Annotated in this window: 15 protein-coding genes; 9 read left to right on the forward strand and 6 right to left on the reverse strand. The window is 43.7% G+C overall.

What is annotated here, in order from left to right; genetic code table 11:
- Position 1: 1 nt before the first annotated feature.
- From DXD04_RS14880 to DXD04_RS14915, 8 genes are all read left to right on the forward strand, one after another.
- Positions 2–937: a hypothetical protein gene (locus DXD04_RS14880; protein ID WP_117673980.1), complete on the forward strand. Its 936-nt coding sequence runs from the start codon at positions 2–4 to the stop codon at positions 935–937.
- On the forward strand, positions 913–1,377 hold the full coding sequence (locus DXD04_RS14885; RefSeq protein ID WP_007560155.1) for a YqaA family protein: 465 nt from the start codon (positions 913–915) through the stop codon (positions 1,375–1,377). Before DXD04_RS14880 ends, DXD04_RS14885 begins: the two co-directional genes overlap by 25 nt.
- Positions 1,378–1,464: 87 nt before the next feature.
- Positions 1,465–2,448, forward strand: coding sequence for a metallophosphoesterase family protein (locus DXD04_RS14890; RefSeq protein ID WP_117673981.1), 984 nt, complete (start codon positions 1,465–1,467; stop codon positions 2,446–2,448).
- A gap of 49 nt (positions 2,449–2,497) precedes the next feature.
- Positions 2,498–3,163 (forward strand): tRNA (5-methylaminomethyl-2-thiouridine)(34)-methyltransferase MnmC2, encoded by a 666-nt coding sequence (mnmC2, locus tag DXD04_RS14895; protein WP_409034807.1) that lies wholly within the window; start codon positions 2,498–2,500, stop codon positions 3,161–3,163.
- Positions 3,164–3,238: 75 nt separating this feature from the next.
- Positions 3,239–4,105 (forward strand): metal ABC transporter solute-binding protein, Zn/Mn family, encoded by an 867-nt coding sequence (locus tag DXD04_RS14900; RefSeq protein WP_117673982.1) that lies wholly within the window; start codon positions 3,239–3,241, stop codon positions 4,103–4,105.
- A gap of 15 nt (positions 4,106–4,120) precedes the next feature.
- Positions 4,121–4,888, forward strand: a complete 768-nt coding sequence (locus tag DXD04_RS14905; RefSeq protein ID WP_117673983.1) for a metal ABC transporter ATP-binding protein — start codon at positions 4,121–4,123, stop codon at positions 4,886–4,888.
- A gap of 110 nt (positions 4,889–4,998) precedes the next feature.
- Positions 4,999–8,331: a glycosyltransferase family 117 protein gene (locus tag DXD04_RS14910; RefSeq protein WP_117673984.1), complete on the forward strand. Its 3,333-nt coding sequence runs from the start codon at positions 4,999–5,001 to the stop codon at positions 8,329–8,331.
- Positions 8,332–8,466: 135 nt separating this feature from the next.
- Positions 8,467–9,078, forward strand: a complete 612-nt coding sequence (locus DXD04_RS14915; RefSeq protein ID WP_022053830.1) for a polysaccharide deacetylase family protein — start codon at positions 8,467–8,469, stop codon at positions 9,076–9,078.
- 219 nt (positions 9,079–9,297) lie between these two features.
- On the opposite strand, the gene DXD04_RS14920 is transcribed toward DXD04_RS14915, so the two are convergent.
- The 6 genes from DXD04_RS14920 to DXD04_RS14945 all read right to left on the reverse strand — a co-directional run bounded on the left by DXD04_RS14920 (position 9,298) and on the right by DXD04_RS14945 (position 15,269).
- Entirely contained in the window at positions 9,298–10,533 is a 1,236-nt protein-coding gene (locus tag DXD04_RS14920; RefSeq protein ID WP_117673985.1) for a DUF4861 domain-containing protein, read from the reverse strand.
- An 88-nt stretch (positions 10,534–10,621) separates the two neighbouring features.
- A complete protein-coding gene (locus DXD04_RS14925; RefSeq protein WP_022053832.1) occupies positions 10,622–11,416 on the reverse strand; it encodes a gluconate 5-dehydrogenase in 795 nt (264 codons plus the stop codon).
- Positions 11,417–11,632: 216 nt separating this feature from the next.
- Positions 11,633–13,048, reverse strand: a complete 1,416-nt coding sequence (dacB, locus tag DXD04_RS14930) for a D-alanyl-D-alanine carboxypeptidase/D-alanyl-D-alanine endopeptidase (RefSeq protein ID WP_117673986.1) — start codon at positions 13,046–13,048, stop codon at positions 11,633–11,635.
- A 13-nt stretch (positions 13,049–13,061) separates the two neighbouring features.
- Complete coding sequence (gene lpdA / locus DXD04_RS14935) at positions 13,062–14,402, reverse strand: dihydrolipoyl dehydrogenase (protein WP_117673987.1); 1,341 nt, start codon at positions 14,400–14,402, stop codon at positions 13,062–13,064.
- 24 nt (positions 14,403–14,426) lie between these two features.
- Positions 14,427–14,819: a hypothetical protein gene (locus tag DXD04_RS14940; RefSeq protein WP_022053835.1), complete on the reverse strand. Its 393-nt coding sequence runs from the start codon at positions 14,817–14,819 to the stop codon at positions 14,427–14,429.
- Positions 14,820–14,846: 27 nt separating this feature from the next.
- A complete protein-coding gene (locus DXD04_RS14945) occupies positions 14,847–15,269 on the reverse strand; it encodes a PH domain-containing protein (RefSeq protein WP_229035361.1) in 423 nt (140 codons plus the stop codon).
- Between the two features lie 177 nt (positions 15,270–15,446).
- Here DXD04_RS14945 and nadB point away from each other — a divergent pair, with 177 nt between their 5' ends.
- Positions 15,447–17,033 (forward strand): L-aspartate oxidase, encoded by a 1,587-nt coding sequence (nadB, locus tag DXD04_RS14950; protein ID WP_117673989.1) that lies wholly within the window; start codon positions 15,447–15,449, stop codon positions 17,031–17,033.
- The last annotated feature ends 222 nt before the right edge of the window (positions 17,034–17,255 follow it).

A 17,255-nucleotide genomic window follows, 5' to 3' on the forward strand; every position in this document is an offset into this window, starting at 1 on the left:
CATGCTTGCCCGAAATAGATTTCAATATGAACTGGCCACCGGAAGGGCTACTCTTCCGGTGACCATTATCATCTGTCTTATCATGTATGGTATCACCTATCAGGAAAAGACAGATTTACTTTCTTTGGCCATTCACGGAGCCATAGTCTACTGCCTGATTGAGTTGAATACCACGTTTTCACTCATCCGGACACGTACAACACTTCATGCGGCCCTATTTCTTTTTTTCTTAAGCGGACTTCCTTTCCTACACACCTATTCACATGAGCAATGGATTCCTCTGCTGTTTACGGTTTCTTTCTCTTACTTATTCAGAAGCTATGAATCGGTATATGCTCCGATTCCTGTTTTTCATTGCTTCCTCTGTCTCGGTATCAGCAGCTTTCTGCTTCCGCAGGTACTCTACTTTGTGCCGCTGATTTATTTCTACATGATTGGTTTGAGGGCTTTTACCCTCCGCACATTCTTTGCTGGTCTCATCGGCCTCCTCGTTCCTTATTGGATTGCATTGGCCTATCATCTTTATGCTGGAAACATGGAAGCGACCTGGCTACCTTTCAAAGCACTTGCCTACTTCCCTCCAATAGACTACGCTATTCTCTCTTTGTCACAATTGGTTTCGGGAGGCATTGCAATCTTATTCATAGCCATCTGCAGTGTAGAATGTATTCTGCATAGCTACCAGGACAAGGTACAAACACGCATCATGCTTCGTGTCCTGATAATTACAGGAATCGGCACATTGGCCTGTATGCTGCTTCTGCCTTCACACTTCAATACTTATTTTCTTATGACATTAGTCGTAGGCTCCGTCATGGGTGGTCACTTACTGGCACTGACCTTCAACCGTTTTACCCGTATCTTTCTTTGGGTATCCCTTGGAATCTGGACCTGCGTATGTATCATGAATTTATGGATGCATTTATTCAATTTCTGATAGATTGGGGATACTGGGGAATGTTTCTTTCTGCATTCCTGGCCGGAACCATCTTGCCGTTCAGTTCGGAGGTTGTATTACTGGCCTGCATCGGGTTAGGACTTGACCCTGTGTGGTCCACACTCTTCACTACTGCCGGAAACGCACTTGGAGGCTTTACCTGCTACTGGATAGGGCGAATTGGTAAAACGGAATGGATTGAGAAATATTTCAAGGTTGACAAAAAACAAATGGATAAGGCCATCCGATTTATTCACGGAAGAGGGTCGTGGATGGCTTTTTTCTCATTTCTGCCTGTCATTGGGGACGCTTTGCTCATCGCCTTGGGATTTATGAGAGGCAATGTATGGATTACCACCATTGCCATGACCATTGGCAAACTGGCTCGCTATGCCATTATTGTGGCCACAGCTTTGGGAGTCTTCCGATTCATCGGATAGAAAACCAATGCAAATTTTCCTTGCTCAAAAGATATGACTATCTTTGCGAAAACTACCGAAAATCATCTACGAAAAATTTAACAAAACATGAAAAAACTTCTTTGCATCTATTGCCTATTATGCATGACTGCACTGGCTTATGCACAAAACTTAAAGTTCAATGCCAACGGAAAATTCAAAATCGTCCAGTTTACCGATGTACACTACATTTTTAATGACCCACGCGCAGAGGTAGCCATTGAACGTATCAATGAAGTGCTGAATGCCGAAAAACCAGATTTGGTAATGTTTACTGGTGACGTAATCTACGGAAAACCTGCAGAAAAAAGTATGCGTACCGTACTGGAACAAGTTTCAAAACGAAAAATCCCCTTTGCTTTAACCTTCGGAAACCACGATGACGAACAAGGGCTTTCCCGTGAAGAGCTATTGAAAATCATTCAACGTATTCCCTATAGCCTGACTTCTACCACAAAAGGTATTTCAGGTACAACCAACTTTATTCTACCGGTCAAATCATCCGATGGACAGAAGGATGCTGAAATCCTTTATGTATTTGATTCTCATTCTTATTCGCAGATAAAAGAAGTGGGAGGATATGACTATATCGATTTCGACCAAATTCAATGGTACCGTGAGCATAGTTCCCAATATACACAGGTAAACGGTGGAACTCCCGTTCCTTCGCTGGCTTTCTTCCACATTCCTCTTCCTGAATACAATCAGGCTGCAGCCGATGAAAATGCAGCGTTGTTCGGCACCCGGAAAGAAAAAGCATGTGCCCCTGCCTTAAATTCAGGCCTTTTCACCGCGATGAAAGAAATGGGCGATATTGAAGGAGTGTTTGTTGGACATGATCACGACAATGATTATGCGGTAATGTGGCAAGGTATTCTCTTGGCATACGGACGTTACACCGGTGGAAATACGGTTTACAATAACTTGTCCAACGGAGCACGTGTCATCGAACTGACCGAAGGTGAAAAAGGGTTCCGTACCTGGATTCGTGTAAAAGGACACACGGAACAACATGTGAAATTCCCGGAAAGCTTTTTAAAACCCAACAAGTAACTCCACAAAAGGATAACCGGATTTTAAAAAAAAGACTGTTGATATAAAGATGATTACACTTGAACCTACGGCTGACGGAAGCAATACATTATACGTTCCTGAACTGAATGAACATTATCATTCTGTGAAAGGCGCATTGACCGAGTCAGCACATATTTTTATTCAAATGGGATTGAATCACGCTCAGGCGGCAAATCCTCGTGTACTTGAAATCGGCTTCGGTACAGGACTGAATGCCTTTCTGACCTTGCTGGAAGCAGAAGAAAGTCAAAGAGCCATTCACTTTACCAGCATTGAACGATTCCCTCTTTCGGAAGATATTGTACGCGAACTTTCCTATCCGGAAACAATCGCTCCGGAAGAGTGTGAGAAATTCTATGCACTGCACACTGCTCCCTGGAACCAGGAAGTAAAAATCTCACCTTATTTCACGCTTCACAAGATAGAAGGTGATTTCACTCACTTCTCATTCAGTGAATGTTATGATGTGGTCTACTTTGATGCCTTTGCTCCCGAAAAGCAGCCTGAGATGTGGAGTCAGCCACTTTTTGACAACTTGTACCGCCAGATGAATCCCGGTGGAATCCTGACTACTTACTGCGCAAAAGGAGTGGTAAGGAGAATGTTGCAGGCGGCTGGTTTCACCGTGGAGCGACTCCCTGGCCCTCCAGGAGGTAAAAGAGAAATTCTTCGGGCAACCAAAGAAAGAACCTAAAAATAAACAAAGGAGTCTCCCCCTACCAAAAGAAACTACTATATTTGTATCACACTTTCAATACGACACAAACAAATGAAAAAATATTTTTTTACTTTGATAAGTATCCTGCTGCTCACCGTATCTTGTACGGGAAAGCAAGGAAAAGAAGACGCCCCTACTCTGACAGTAACCATTGAACCGTTACGATATTTCACAGAAGCCATTGCTGGAGACAAATTCCAGGTGATCAGTATTGTTCCCAAAGGAGCTAATCCGGAAATATACGACCCTACTCCCCAGCAACTCGTCGAACTGGCACGAAGTAAAGCCTATCTGCGTATCGGCCATATCGGATTTGAACAGGCATGGGCAGAAAGATTGCAAGCCAATACGCCCAAACTGCCTTTTTATGACATGTCGCAAGGAGTAGATCTCATTCATGAAATACATCCGCATGCCCATACACATGGAAATATAGACGGAGTAGAACCTCATATATGGAATTCGGTTTCGAATGCACGTATCATTTCTTCTAACATTTGCAAGGCATTGTCTGAAATAGATCCGGACAATCAAACTTACTATCAGACACGACTGGACAGCCTGCAACAGGTCATCAACCGTACTGAACGTGAGATGCAGAGTTATTTGACGAACGCTGACTATTGTTTCCTGATTTACCATCCGGCATTAAGTTACTTTGCCCGAGATTACAGCCTGCAGCAAATTAGTATCGAGGAAGGAGGAAAGGAACCCTCACCGAGTCATCTACAGGAACTGATGAAAACCTGCAAGCAGAAACAGGTAAGAGTCGTATTCGTGCAACAGGAATTCGACCAGCGTAACGCGGAAGTAATCGCGCAGGAACTGGGACTAAAAATCGTCCCTATCAACCCGTTAAGCTATGACTGGAACAAAGAAATGATTCACATAGCCAAATCATTAAACAAAAAACAATAACTAAAATTTATCCTCATGAACCAACCTCTTATCAGACTGACTGAGATTGCTGCTGCATACGACCAGAAAAAAGTATTGGAACATATCAACCTGGAAATTGCAGAAAAGGATTTTCTTGGAGTTATCGGCCCGAACGGAGGAGGAAAAACCACCTTGATGAAAATTATTTTAGGCTTACTAAAACCTACGGCTGGAAAAATTCAGTTTTTTCATCAGGGAAAGGAGGTGAATGAGATTACAATGGGGTATTTGCCCCAATACAACACTATAGACAAGAAATTTCCCATCTCGGTGTACGAAGTGGTTCTTTCCGGATTAAATAAACAAAAATCATTGTTCCGCTCATTCTCCAAGGCACAGCATGACAAGGTACGTGAAACCATTGCCCGCATGGGACTGGAAGGCTTGGAACAAAGAGCCATCGGACAATTAAGTGGCGGACAGCTGCAAAGGGCTTTATTAGGACGCGCACTCGTCTCCAATCCGGAAGTCGTCATTCTGGATGAACCCAACACATACATTGACAAGCGTTTCGAGGCTCGTCTTTATGCGCTGTTGGAAGAAATCAACAAGGAATGCGCCATCGTGCTGGTGAGTCACGATATCGGTACCATCCTGCAAAACGTAAAAAGCATTGCCTGTGTAAACGGCACGCTGGATTACCATCCGGATACGGAAGTCTCCGCCGAATGGCTGGAAGCACATTTTGAATGTCCTATCGAACTGTTAGGACACGGCAACCTGCCTCATCGAATATTAAAATGCCATCATCATGAAGAGTAGAAGGCTGCTTTTAACGCCTTTTGCAACATTATCATTTACTTTTGGGACTTGATTAGCAAATGTTTGCTATCTTTGCCGCATTGAATTTTAACGAGAAACTAAAATAATTCATGAAACAGTACAACAAGATTAACAATCTGGTAGGCTGGCTTACTTTTGCGGTGGCTGCATTTACTTACTGCATGACCATTGAACCGACGGCCAGCTTCTGGGACTGTCCGGAATTCATTACCACCGGATACAAACTGGAGGTAGGACATCCTCCTGGCGCACCCTTCTTCATGCTGACAGCCAACCTGTTCAGCCAATTTGCCAGCAATGCGACTCAAGTGGCTAAAATGGTGAACATAATGAGTGCCCTGATGAGTGCGGCATGTATCCTGTTCCTATTCTGGAGTATTACTCACCTGACCAAGAAACTGATTTGCCCCGATGACAAAGAGATGACTACGGGCAAGCTGATTACCATCATGGGAGCTGGTCTGGTAGGTGCACTGGCCTATACATGGAGTGATACATTCTGGTTCAGTGCAGTAGAAGGTGAAGTATATGCGTATTCCAGCCTTTTCACCGCCGTTGTTTTCTGGCTGATTCTGAAGTGGGAGAACCGGGCTAACGAGCCTCACAGCGACCGTTGGCTGATTCTGATTGCTTACCTCACAGGATTGTCTATCGGTGTACACTTGCTGAACTTACTGTGTATTCCGGCCATCGTACTGGTATATTATTACAAGAAAAACCCCAACGCCAACCTGAAAGGCAGTCTGATAGCCTTGGCTGGTTCCATGATTCTGGTAGCTGTCGTATTGTATGGCATCGTGCCGGGTATCGTGAAGGTAGGCGGATGGTTTGAGTTGCTGTTTGTCAACGACTTCGGCCTGCCATTTAATACGGGTGTCATCATTTACATGATTATTCTGGCCGCAAGCATCATTTGGGGTGTGTACGAAAGCTATACCGTGAAAAGCTGCAAGCGGATGAATATCTCTTTCCTGACCACGGTCGGTTTGCTGGGTATTCCATTCTACGGACACGGCTGGAGCAGTGTTTTCATCGGTATCATCGTACTGGCTATTTTAGCAATTTACCTCTTTGCCAATATCGGTGAAAAATACCGTGTCAGCGCACGCACGCTGAATACCAGTCTGCTGGCCATGATGATGATTGTGGTAGGTTATTCTTCGTATGCAGTCATTGTCATCCGTTCTTCGGCCAATACGCCAATGGACCAGAACTCTCCGGAAGACATCTTTACTTTGGGAGAATACTTAGGCCGTGAACAATACGGTACCCGCCCGTTATTCTACGGACAAACTTATGCTTCTAAACCGGCATTGAAACCTACTGAAGGAGGATGCGTGTACGACGTGGAAGAAGGGGCTCCGGTATACCAGCGGAAAGAAAAGGAACGTCCGGATGAAAAAGACAGCTACGAAATTGTACGTCATAAAACAGAGTATAAATACGCTCAAAACATGTTGTTCCCACGTATGTACAGCGATGCACATGCACAAGCCTACGAAGACTGGCTGGGAGGAGTAGAAGGACGTCAGGTTCCCTACGACCAGTGTGGAGAAATGATTATGGTGAAGATTCCGACACAATGGGATAACATCAAGTTCTTCTTCATCTACCAGTTGAACTACATGTACTGGCGTTATTTCATGTGGAACTTTGCCGGACGTCAGAATGACATTCAGGGACAGGGAGAAATCGAACATGGAAACTGGATTACCGGTATTTCATTTATTGATAACATGTTGATAGGCGACCAAACGCTGCTCCCAAGTGAACTGAAAAATAACAAGGGACACAACGTATTCTACTGTTTACCGTTGATTTTAGGACTTATCGGTCTGTTCTGGCAGGCTTATAAGGGAGAAAAGGGTATCCAGCAGTTCTGGATTGTCTTCTTCCTCTTCTTTATGACCGGTCTGGCCATCGTGCTTTACCTGAACCAGACACCGCAGCAGCCTCGTGAACGAGACTATGCATACGCCGGTTCGTTCTATGCATTTGCCATCTGGATTGGACTGGGAGTGGCAGCCATAGCCGAATACCTGAGCAAGAAAATCAATGAAAAGCCTGCGGCTATCTTAGCCAGTGTGGTCTGCTTGCTGGTACCCGTGCAAATGGTAAGCCAAACATGGGACGACCACGACCGCAGCAACCGCTATACATGCCGCGATTTCGGACAGAACTACCTGAACTCTGTACCCGAAAAGGGAAATCCGATTCTCTTTACCAACGGTGATAACGATACATTCCCCTTGTGGTATAATCAGGAAACAGAAGGTGTACGCACGGATGTACGTGTCTGCAATCTGAGTTATCTGCAGACTGACTGGTACATCGACCAGATGCGCCGTCCGGCATACGACTCTCCTTCAGTACCTATCAACTGGAACCGTATTGACTATGTATCCGGTCACAACGAAGCGGTGTACGTACGTCCTGATGCCATGCCGACCATTCTTGAATTCTACAAAAAGAATCCAGAAGAGGCAGCCAAGGAGTTTGGAGATAATCCATACGAACTGAAAAACATTCTGGAACACTGGGTACGCTCACCGAAGGAAGACTTACAGATGATTCCGACCGACAGTATCGTCATAAAACTGGATAAGGAAGCCATCAAACGTTCGGGTATGCTGACACCTGATTCTATTCCGGAATACATGCATATCTCTCTGAAAGGAAAACGAGTGCTGTATAAGAGCGAACTGATGATGCTGGAAATGTTGGCTAACACCAACTGGGAACGTCCGATGTACATGGCTATCACTGTGGGTTCTGACAATCACCTGAACCTGACCAATAACTTCTTGCAGGAAGGTCTGGCTTACCGCATCACTCCGTTTGACAATGCGAAATTAGGCAGACGACTCGACAGCGAAAAGATGTACGACAACCTGATGAACAAGTTCAAGTTCGGCGGCATTGACAACCCTGACATTTACCTGGATGAAACGGTATTACGCATGTGCGATACTCATCGCCGCATGTTCGTACAGCTGACCAGCCAGTTGATTAAGGAAGGCAAGAAGGATAAGGCACTGAAAGCATTGGATTATTGCGAAAAAGTGATTCCTTCGACCACTGTTCCGCACGACTACCTGATGAGCAGTTCCAAGGAAATGGCAGAAAACTACCTGGCATTAGGACAGCCGCAGAAAGCTGAAAAGATTCTCAATGAACTGGCCAACAACGCTGTAGAATATACTACCTGGTACTTGAGTCTGGACGATGCCCGTTTCGCAAGTTCATACGAGAACTGCATGCGTTATTTCTATATTCTGGATGATGTATGCAAGACCATGGCGCAAATGAAAGACAGCAAGACAGGTGAAGAAAACAAATCTGCTTTGCATTATGCTCAAAAGTTCGACCAGCTGTACAAACTGCTGGAAAAACGAGTAGGTAACAGCGCTCCTGCTCAATAATACAGAAATTGAATGATTAGATACAGAATGTCATTCTGAACACCACAGAGAATATCACCACCTTTGCAGGTTCAGAATGACATTCTTTCTTTTTAATTCTTTCTGCAAAACAAACCTCTTAAAACGACGAAAAACATGTTCATAGAACAACCTCCACAATTTATCCGTCTGCTTTATCCAAAAGCTCTCTGGCGCATGGATAAAAACGAAAGAGCTGTCTACCTCACTTTTGATGACGGCCCCATACCTGAGATTACTCCCTGGGTACTTGATTTACTGGACAAATATGGAATTAAAGCTACCTTCTTCATGGTGGGTGATAATGTAAGGAAGCATCCCAAAGAATTCCAAATGGTAGTGGAACGCGGACATCGTATCGGAAACCATACTTTTAACCATATACGAGGATTCGAATTTTTAAGCCAGAACTATCTGGCCAATACCGATAAGGCCAACGCTTATTTGCAGACCAACTTATTTCGTCCTCCTCACGGGCACATGCGGTGGATGCAATACCATGTGTTGAAAAAGAAATACCAGATTGTGATGTGGGATTTGGTTACGCGAGACTACAGCAAGCGGCTCAATGGTCCGCAAGTATTTGAGAAGGTAAAGAAATATGCCCGGAACGGTTCTATCATCACGTTCCATGACTCCCTGAAATCGGAAGAAAACCTTAAATATGCCCTTCCCCGATCCATTGAGTGGCTGCTTGCAGAAGGCTACGAGTTTAAGGTATTTCCTTAATATCAGCCGTTGAAAAAAAGACTCTCCTTCGTCATGCCAGTACTTCCTTGAAAGTACTGGAGTACACTGCCGAAAGTACTACAGTACTGCCCTGAAAGTACTGCAGTATTTTCAGTATAGTACTGACAAAATAAAAACCGACAGAACCCAATCTCCCCAAACGGTCATTCGGCACTGTCGGTTTTCCTTATATCTTTATATCTTTCCTGTTACAGACTTTTATTTCTGAACGGTCACCACCAGCGGATTACGTACTTTCTCAGCATAATCCTTCAAGTAATTGGTCCAGTCTTCTGCTTTTTCGAAACCATATTTGCTCCAGCCTGAACCCCAGTAATATACAAAATCATTACCCGGTTCATACGTAGAAATACCCAATACATGTCCCAGTGCATCGCCTACCGGTTTTTCAAACAACTGTGTAGTAGTCTGTACCGAAGCAGGGAATACCGCTCCTACATATACAATACCGTTACCAGCTTCAGCATTCGTCGTGGGGTCTGCATAAGAGATATATCCTTTAGCTGCATCATACGCATATCCTTCAGGATTTGCCGCATGAAGCACCAGCCCTGCAGCTACCGGAGTAGTCTGCGTCAGATATTCGTATGAAACCGTAGTCTTGTTCAGCTGAGAGCCTTTATCAAGCTGTATGATACGAGTTTCTACCACATTTGAATCGTTCTTTACCACCAAAGGATTAAATACCAGTTTCACGGTAAAACGGAGAGGTCCGTTATCCAAAATCTCAAAATCCTTGTAGCAATAAGGATATACAATTGCAGAGTCCGGCATCAGAGCTGCAGTACCGCCTCCCAAAGTAGGACCAACCGCATAGCAGTCCATTCCGTTACCATGGTCTATATGATAAGAAATAGCACGCGACAAGCTGTCTGCTTCCTCCTTCTTTCCGGCTTCTCTCAACGCCTTGATTTCTGCACGTGAAGCAGAATCCAGCTCCATTGCATAACGGTCTTCTACAACGAGCTCTTCTACGCTCTTTGTAAAGACATCATATCCATAAGCTTTTTCTCCGCTCTTCTGCAAAGCCGGGCCGTATGCACGATAGGCCGCACGGTCATTCTCCCAGGCAATGTCATCCAGACGTTCCGGATAGCAACGGCCATACACTACCGCATTAACCAGTGAAGGTGTTCCCTGCTGCACTGTATAGTTTACAGAAGCTTTTGAAGCGATAGACACGGGAAATATCACTTTCTCATCGTATGTCAGCTGATAAGGAACCTCCTGGGCTTTCTCATCATAGATTACAAACTGTGCAGTGTCAGAAAGATTCAGCTGCGTATAAATATCATTTACGGGAATTTCTACCATTTCCCCTGTACGTTCTATAGCCAAGGGGTTGGCAATTGTCACAGTGACAGATTCTGATTTACTACATCCGGTCCACAATACAGTGGCACAAGCAGCGGCAGCAAACAAAGTCTTTCTCATAATATTATCTTTATCTATTACCAAAAAGTCATTCTGGGAAAGTACAAACCCTCCCAGAATGACATTCTATCTACAAAATAAATGTAATTTATTTAGGCTGTTTACCGATATAAGCCAAAATACCACCGTCCACATACAATACGTGACCGTTTACAAAGTTAGATGCGTCAGAAGCCAGGAATACAGCAGGACCCATCAAATCTTCCGGAGTTCCCCAACGAGCAGCCGGAGTCTTAGCCACGATAAATGCATCGAACGGATGACGAGAACCGTCAGCCTGACGTTCACGCAAAGGAGCAGTCTGAGGAGTAGCGATGTAACCCGGGCCGATACCATTACACTGGATATTGAATTCACCATATTCAGAAGCAATGTTACGAGTCAACATTTTCAAACCACCTTTTGCTGCAGCGTATGCAGAAACTGTTTCACGACCCAGCTCACTCATCATAGAACAGATGTTGATAATCTTTCCGTGACCTTTCTTAATCATGCTAGGAATAACAGCTTTTGAAACGATAAACGGTGCGTTCAAATCCACGTCAATAACCTGACGGAACTGATCAGCTGACATCTCACACATCGGAATACGTTTGATGATACCTGCATTGTTTACCAGAATATCGATTACACCTACTTCTTTTTCTACCTGTGCAACCATTGCATTTACGGCATCTTCGTTAGTTACGTCGCATACATAACCGTGTGCATTGATACCTTCTTCTTTGTATGCAGCCAAACCTTTGTCAACCAGTTCCTGTTTAATGTCGTTAAACACGATAGTTGCACCCGCTTTAGCAAAAGCTGTAGCAATAGCAAAACCGATACCGTAAGAAGCACCTGTTACAAGGGCTACCTTACCTTCAAGTGAAAAGTTTACCATAATAATTATAAATTTTAAAATCTCCCGTTGTTCCCCGAAAAACAGAGAACAACTTTATATTATTGTTTAAAGTTCTTTCTCTCTACGCAGACAAAAATACAAAAGTTAGCCGAAATCCAGGTACAATATTTGTTCACAAAACCTATAAAATTGTGCTACTTCTTGTGTATTTATTGATTTTTCCTACTAAAAATACGTTTCAGCAGACTTTTTCACTCAATTTAGCTGTATCAATAACTCACAAATTTTATCCTGCAGTTTACGGGCCTGACGAGCTTTCAATACATTTTGATTAATGATAACAAAAGAAATTTTGTGCCCGTTCACGGATGTCAAATAACCAGCCAATGAACTGATTCCCGTAACAGTTCCGGTCTTTGCTCTTACATTACGGAAGGCTTTTCCCGTACGCATTCTTCCCTGAAGCGTACCATCAACTCCTGCTACGGGCAGGCAGTCATAGAAAGTCTGGAACACGGACGGATGACGATAAGCATAGTTCAGATAAGCCAATATCAGACGAGGAGACACATAATTATACAACGAGACTCCACTACCATCTACAATTCGATACTCCTTGGGGTCATGCCCAATGGCATTGCGCATGAATCTCCCTATTACAACCTGACAGTCCCCAAAAGAGATGTGTGAAGTATGTTTCCCGTTCATTTGCCCTAACTGACGAAACAAGGCCTCCGCAGAAAGATTGTCACTTTCTTTCAAGGCACGCTTCAACACTTCCTCCACCGGACGGCGGCAAGTGTAAATCCATTGTGTACTATCAGGAGCGGTTAAAAAGAAAATACTGTCTTTCGATACGGACAGCCATTCTTTGTTAAGCTTATAACAAAACGTATCCATAAAGAATCGCTTGGAATCATACAGATTCAGCGTACGCTTACGAACAGAAGAAACACATCCGGACACATCTATCGTATTGCCGTTTGTGAGCCAGTCACGCGTTATTTTCAGTTTTCCAGCTTCGGGGTGCAGACTTATAGAACGATTGTTCAACTGATAATAATCTGATTCCGGAGTAATTTCCACGGTTCCGGCCTTCCCTTTGGCAGCAGGAGATACCTTAATATCCACACATCCCCTGTTCAGCATAAGCGGTGAAAGATAAGGTTGGAAAGCTTCTGGAGTATCATCCCATGACCAGCCTTCTCCCCAGTATATGGAATCCATCAAAGAAACATCACCCACAAGTTTCCCGGAAATAGCTTGTATGCCTGCCTCTTTCACGGCTCTGACCAGAAAGTCCATATCCAACTCCATAAACTCCGGGTCAAAACCTCCTTTTACGTACAGGTTTCCTTTCAAGATTCCTTTTTCCACCACACCGTCGTACGAAAGTGTAGTCTGAAACTGGAAATCCTTTCCTAATACATCCAAAGCAGTTACCGCAGTAACCACTTTTTCAATAGAAGCCGGCCGGTACAACTTGTCTGCCTGATAGCTATAAAGCTCCTTGCCTGCAGTCAAATCATGAACCACAATACCTACTTCCGAGGTTTTCAACAAGGGGTCGGAAGATATTAACTTGTTTAACTCGTTTGTTAATAACGTCTGGGCATGAAGAAAACCGGCCCAAAGAAATAAAAAAAATAATACTCCGCTTATTCGTTTCATTCAACACTTCAATTTATAACTCGCGAAAGATTTCGCCTACCGTAGGATGTGGAAAGACATATTTTTTCCAGTCTGAAAGTTTACGTCTGTCTTCTATCATCATTCCTGCCTGAATAATTAATTCAGAAGCCGGATTTCCCAGCAAATGTACTCCTAAAATTTCTTCATCTTCTCCTACCAGTACTTTGCAGACTCCATTCACTCCTTCATTTTCAGCCACAAAACGGCCTGAATAGGCTGCAGGCAAGCTTACTACACGATAGGCACGGCCTTCGCGTGTAAGCGCTTCTTCCGTACAACCTACAGAAGCAATTTCCGGATTAGTATAAACAACTCCCGGTATGGCACGATAGCTCATGGCGTCTGTTTTTCCTAAAATATGATGAACTGCCACCTCTGCTTCACGCACAGCCGTATGAGCCAGCAAAGATACTCCATTCAAATCACCGCACACATATACTCCCGGCACGGAAGATTGCAGATGTTCATCTACTTTCACCGTTCCACGTGCCGTAAGTTCCAGATTCAGGTTTTCCAATCCGAATCCGCTCATTACCGGCCGGCGTCCTACGCTCATCAACAGTTTTTCGGCACAAACTGTATTTTTTTCTTCTCCGCAGGTATATTCTATTTCTATTCCGTCTTCCTTCTGTGTAACTCCGGTTACTTTCGTATTCAGCAAGAACTTCACTCCTCTCTTGGCATAATCTGCCCGTAAAAGGCCTGACAATTCCTTGTCCATTCCTCCTAAGATTTCATCCATCATTTCCACAACCGTTACTTTCACTCCCAAGCTGTGGAAAAACGAAGCAAATTCCATACCGATAACTCCTCCTCCTACAATTACCAAAGAAGAAGGGATTTCTTTATTGTCCAATGCGTCTCGATGTGTCCAGTAATTCACCGAATCAAGTCCTGCCACCGGAGGAATAAAAGTCGCACTGCCTGTACATACTATCATCTGTTCACATTCATACAACTCCTCACCGCAACGAACAGTATGTGCATCCTGAATGTAGGCTTCCCCTTGCACCAAAGTAACCTTCTGTGCCGTGAGTTTTGCCTTGATACCCAGTACCAATTTTCTGACCACCTTCGTTTTTCGGGCTATAATCTTTCCTAAATCGGCTGAAACCTCTTTCACATTAACACCGTATTTTGATGCATGCAAAGCTGTATCGTGTACTTTCGCCGCATACAGCAAGGTCTTTGTGGGAATACATCCCTCATTCAGACAAACTCCGCCCACGTTGTTCTTTTCAAACAAAACTACACTCAGTCCTGCTTTTCCGGCCATCTCAGCAGCTGTATATCCAGCCGGGCCACCACCAATTATAGCCAATTGATACTTCATAATCCGTCCAAATTTTAGAAATGATTATTCTTCACGATAGTCTGCATGAGGATTGCGTTCTTTCGCACAAGCCACAAATCCTTTTAAATCGGCCGGGTCAAAATTAATGAACCCTTTCGTATAATATATGGTAATTCTTCCTTTCAGCAACGAATCTTTCTTACGCAATGCAATCCGTTTTACTCCATACGCCTTGATACTGCCACTAAAACCTCTTTTCAACCAAATATCCCCGTTTTCCTGTACCAGAATACGCGTCATCTGCTCATCAATCAACAATAAAACGGGAAGCACAATCGGCATCAAATTCCAATAGTTTTCTGTATGCAAAGCCATCAGCACAATGGCCACAATCACAATAATGACTCCTAACCACACTTTAAAAGGAGTTCTGCGGATTTTAAACTCACGTACCATAGTATTTTTATCAGTTAATTATTTGTCTCAATCATAAAATTGAATTGCCTCGTTCTTTTTCAACAGGCAACGGATAAAATCTTCCTGATTCTTAGGGGAAAGAGAAATGGAACGGACCTTTCCATGTTTTTTAAAAACGACTTCAAGCCGCTCGAACGACAAAGCAGGTTGCCAGAAAGTCATCGAACGGACTTTCCGTATACGAAGAATCTGATCTATTTCAAGTGAAGCATTGGGGATAAACCGTCCGGTCTCTACTTTTAGCCATCCATCTCCTGTAATTACATACTGCGTATGAACCAGCATTTCGATTTCAAAAACCACCACAGTTGCACACAGAATTGTACACAGCAGATAATGTTCCCAGAAAAAAAAGAATAACAACACAGAAGTTATTCCTATCACTATCCAATACCACCAACCAACCTTTGATTGAAAAGTACGATTCATTGTCTGATTTTTTGTTTTAATTTCCCGTGAAGATAAGAAATTCTGCTTGAAAACAAAACATCTCCAACGCATCTTTAAGTATTTTAAAAATCAATCTACAGAGACACACAAAAAAGAATGCTTTTGAGCATCATATAACTGACTTTTTTGTAGTTTTGCGTTATAATACCCAATCTTATGATAAGAAAATTCGATTTTCTCGTTATCGGTTCAGGAATTGCCGGAATGAGCTTTGCGCTGAAAGTGGCGCATAAAGGTTCGGTTGCACTGATCTGCAAGGCCGGACTGGAAGAAGCGAATACCTACTATGCACAGGGAGGCATCGCTTCAGTAACCAACCTGAAGGTGGATAATTTCGAAAAACATATCCACGATACCATGGTTGCAGGAGACTGGATCAGCGATCCTGCCGCTGTAGAAAAGGTTATCTGCAACGCGCCTTCTCAAATAGAAGAACTAATTAAATGGGGAGTAAACTTTGACAAGAAAGACAACGGAGAGTTCGACCTGCACAAAGAAGGCGGACATTCTGAATTCCGTATTCTCCATCATAAAGACAATACTGGTGCTGAAATACAGACCAGCCTGATAGAAGAAGTAAAACGCCATCCCAATATCACCGTCTTCAGTAATTTCTATGCGGTAGAAATCATCACCCAGCACCATTTGGGAATTATCGTTACGCGTCACACGCCGGGTATCAAATGTTTCGGTGCTTACGTGCTGAATGAAAAAACAGGAGAGGTGGATACATTCCTTTCTAAAATCACCGTCATGGCCACTGGAGGATGTGAAGCGGTTTATACCCACACCACCAATCCATTGGTTGCTACAGGCGACGGTATTGCCATGGTATATCGTGCCAAAGGAGTTGTCAAGGACATGGAGTTTATACAATTCCACCCTACTGCCTTGTATCATCCGGGCGACCGTCCCAGCTTCCTTATCACAGAAGCTATGCGAGGTTATGGAGGTGTACTGAGAAACTTGTCGAGTGAAGAATTCATGCAGAAATACGACCCGCGCCTTTCACTGGCTCCTCGTGACATCGTAGCACGTGCCATAGACAATGAAATGAAACAACGTGGTGAAGACCATGTATACCTGGATGTCACGCATAAAGATCCGGAAGAAACAAAGAAACATTTCCCCAATATTTATAAAAAGTGCCTGAGCCTGGGAATTGATATTACGAAAGACTATATCCCGGTAGCGCCGGCTGCACATTATTTGTGTGGAGGTATCAAGGTCGATTTGGACGGACAATCCAGCATCAAGCGCCTGTATGCTTTAGGAGAATGTTCTTGCACTGGATTGCATGGAGGCAACCGCCTTGCATCCAATTCACTGATAGAAGCCATTGTTTATGCGGACTCTGCCGCTAAACACGCACTCAGTGTACTCGACCGTTACGATTTCAACGAAGATATTCCGGAATGGAATGCAGAAGGCACTATCAGCAACGAAGAACGAATTCTGATTACACAAAGTATGAAAGAAGTTAATCAGATTATGGAATCATATGTAGGTATTGTACGAAGCAATCTCCGTCTGGTGCGTGCATGGAACCGTCTGGATATTCTCTATGAAGAAACAGAGCGCTTGTTTAAACGTGTAAAGGCTTCCAGAGAGATTTGCGAGCTCCGTAACATGATTAATGTAGGTTACCTGATTACTCGCCAGGCAATGGAAAGAAAAGAGAGCAGAGGGCTTCATTACACGATTGACTATCCTCATCCAAGCAAGGACAACGTAGAGAAATAAAATCTATAATTGATATTTTCACAAGCCGGGGTAAATACTCCGGCTTTTTTATGTTCTTCTCTGAAAATCCTACTAAACACAACATTCTAAAGTATACCCCTCTCTCAGACTGATTTTCGTACGTTTTAAGCGTATCTGAAAGTTCCGGTGAAGAATGACTCTCCTTTGTGGAGAAAACGTCTCCAGGCGCATTTCTGAAGGCCGTCCGGATAAGCGGTAAGG

This window comes from Phocaeicola plebeius (assembly GCF_003437535.1).
GTDB lineage: Bacteria > Bacteroidota > Bacteroidia > Bacteroidales > Bacteroidaceae > Phocaeicola > Phocaeicola plebeius_A.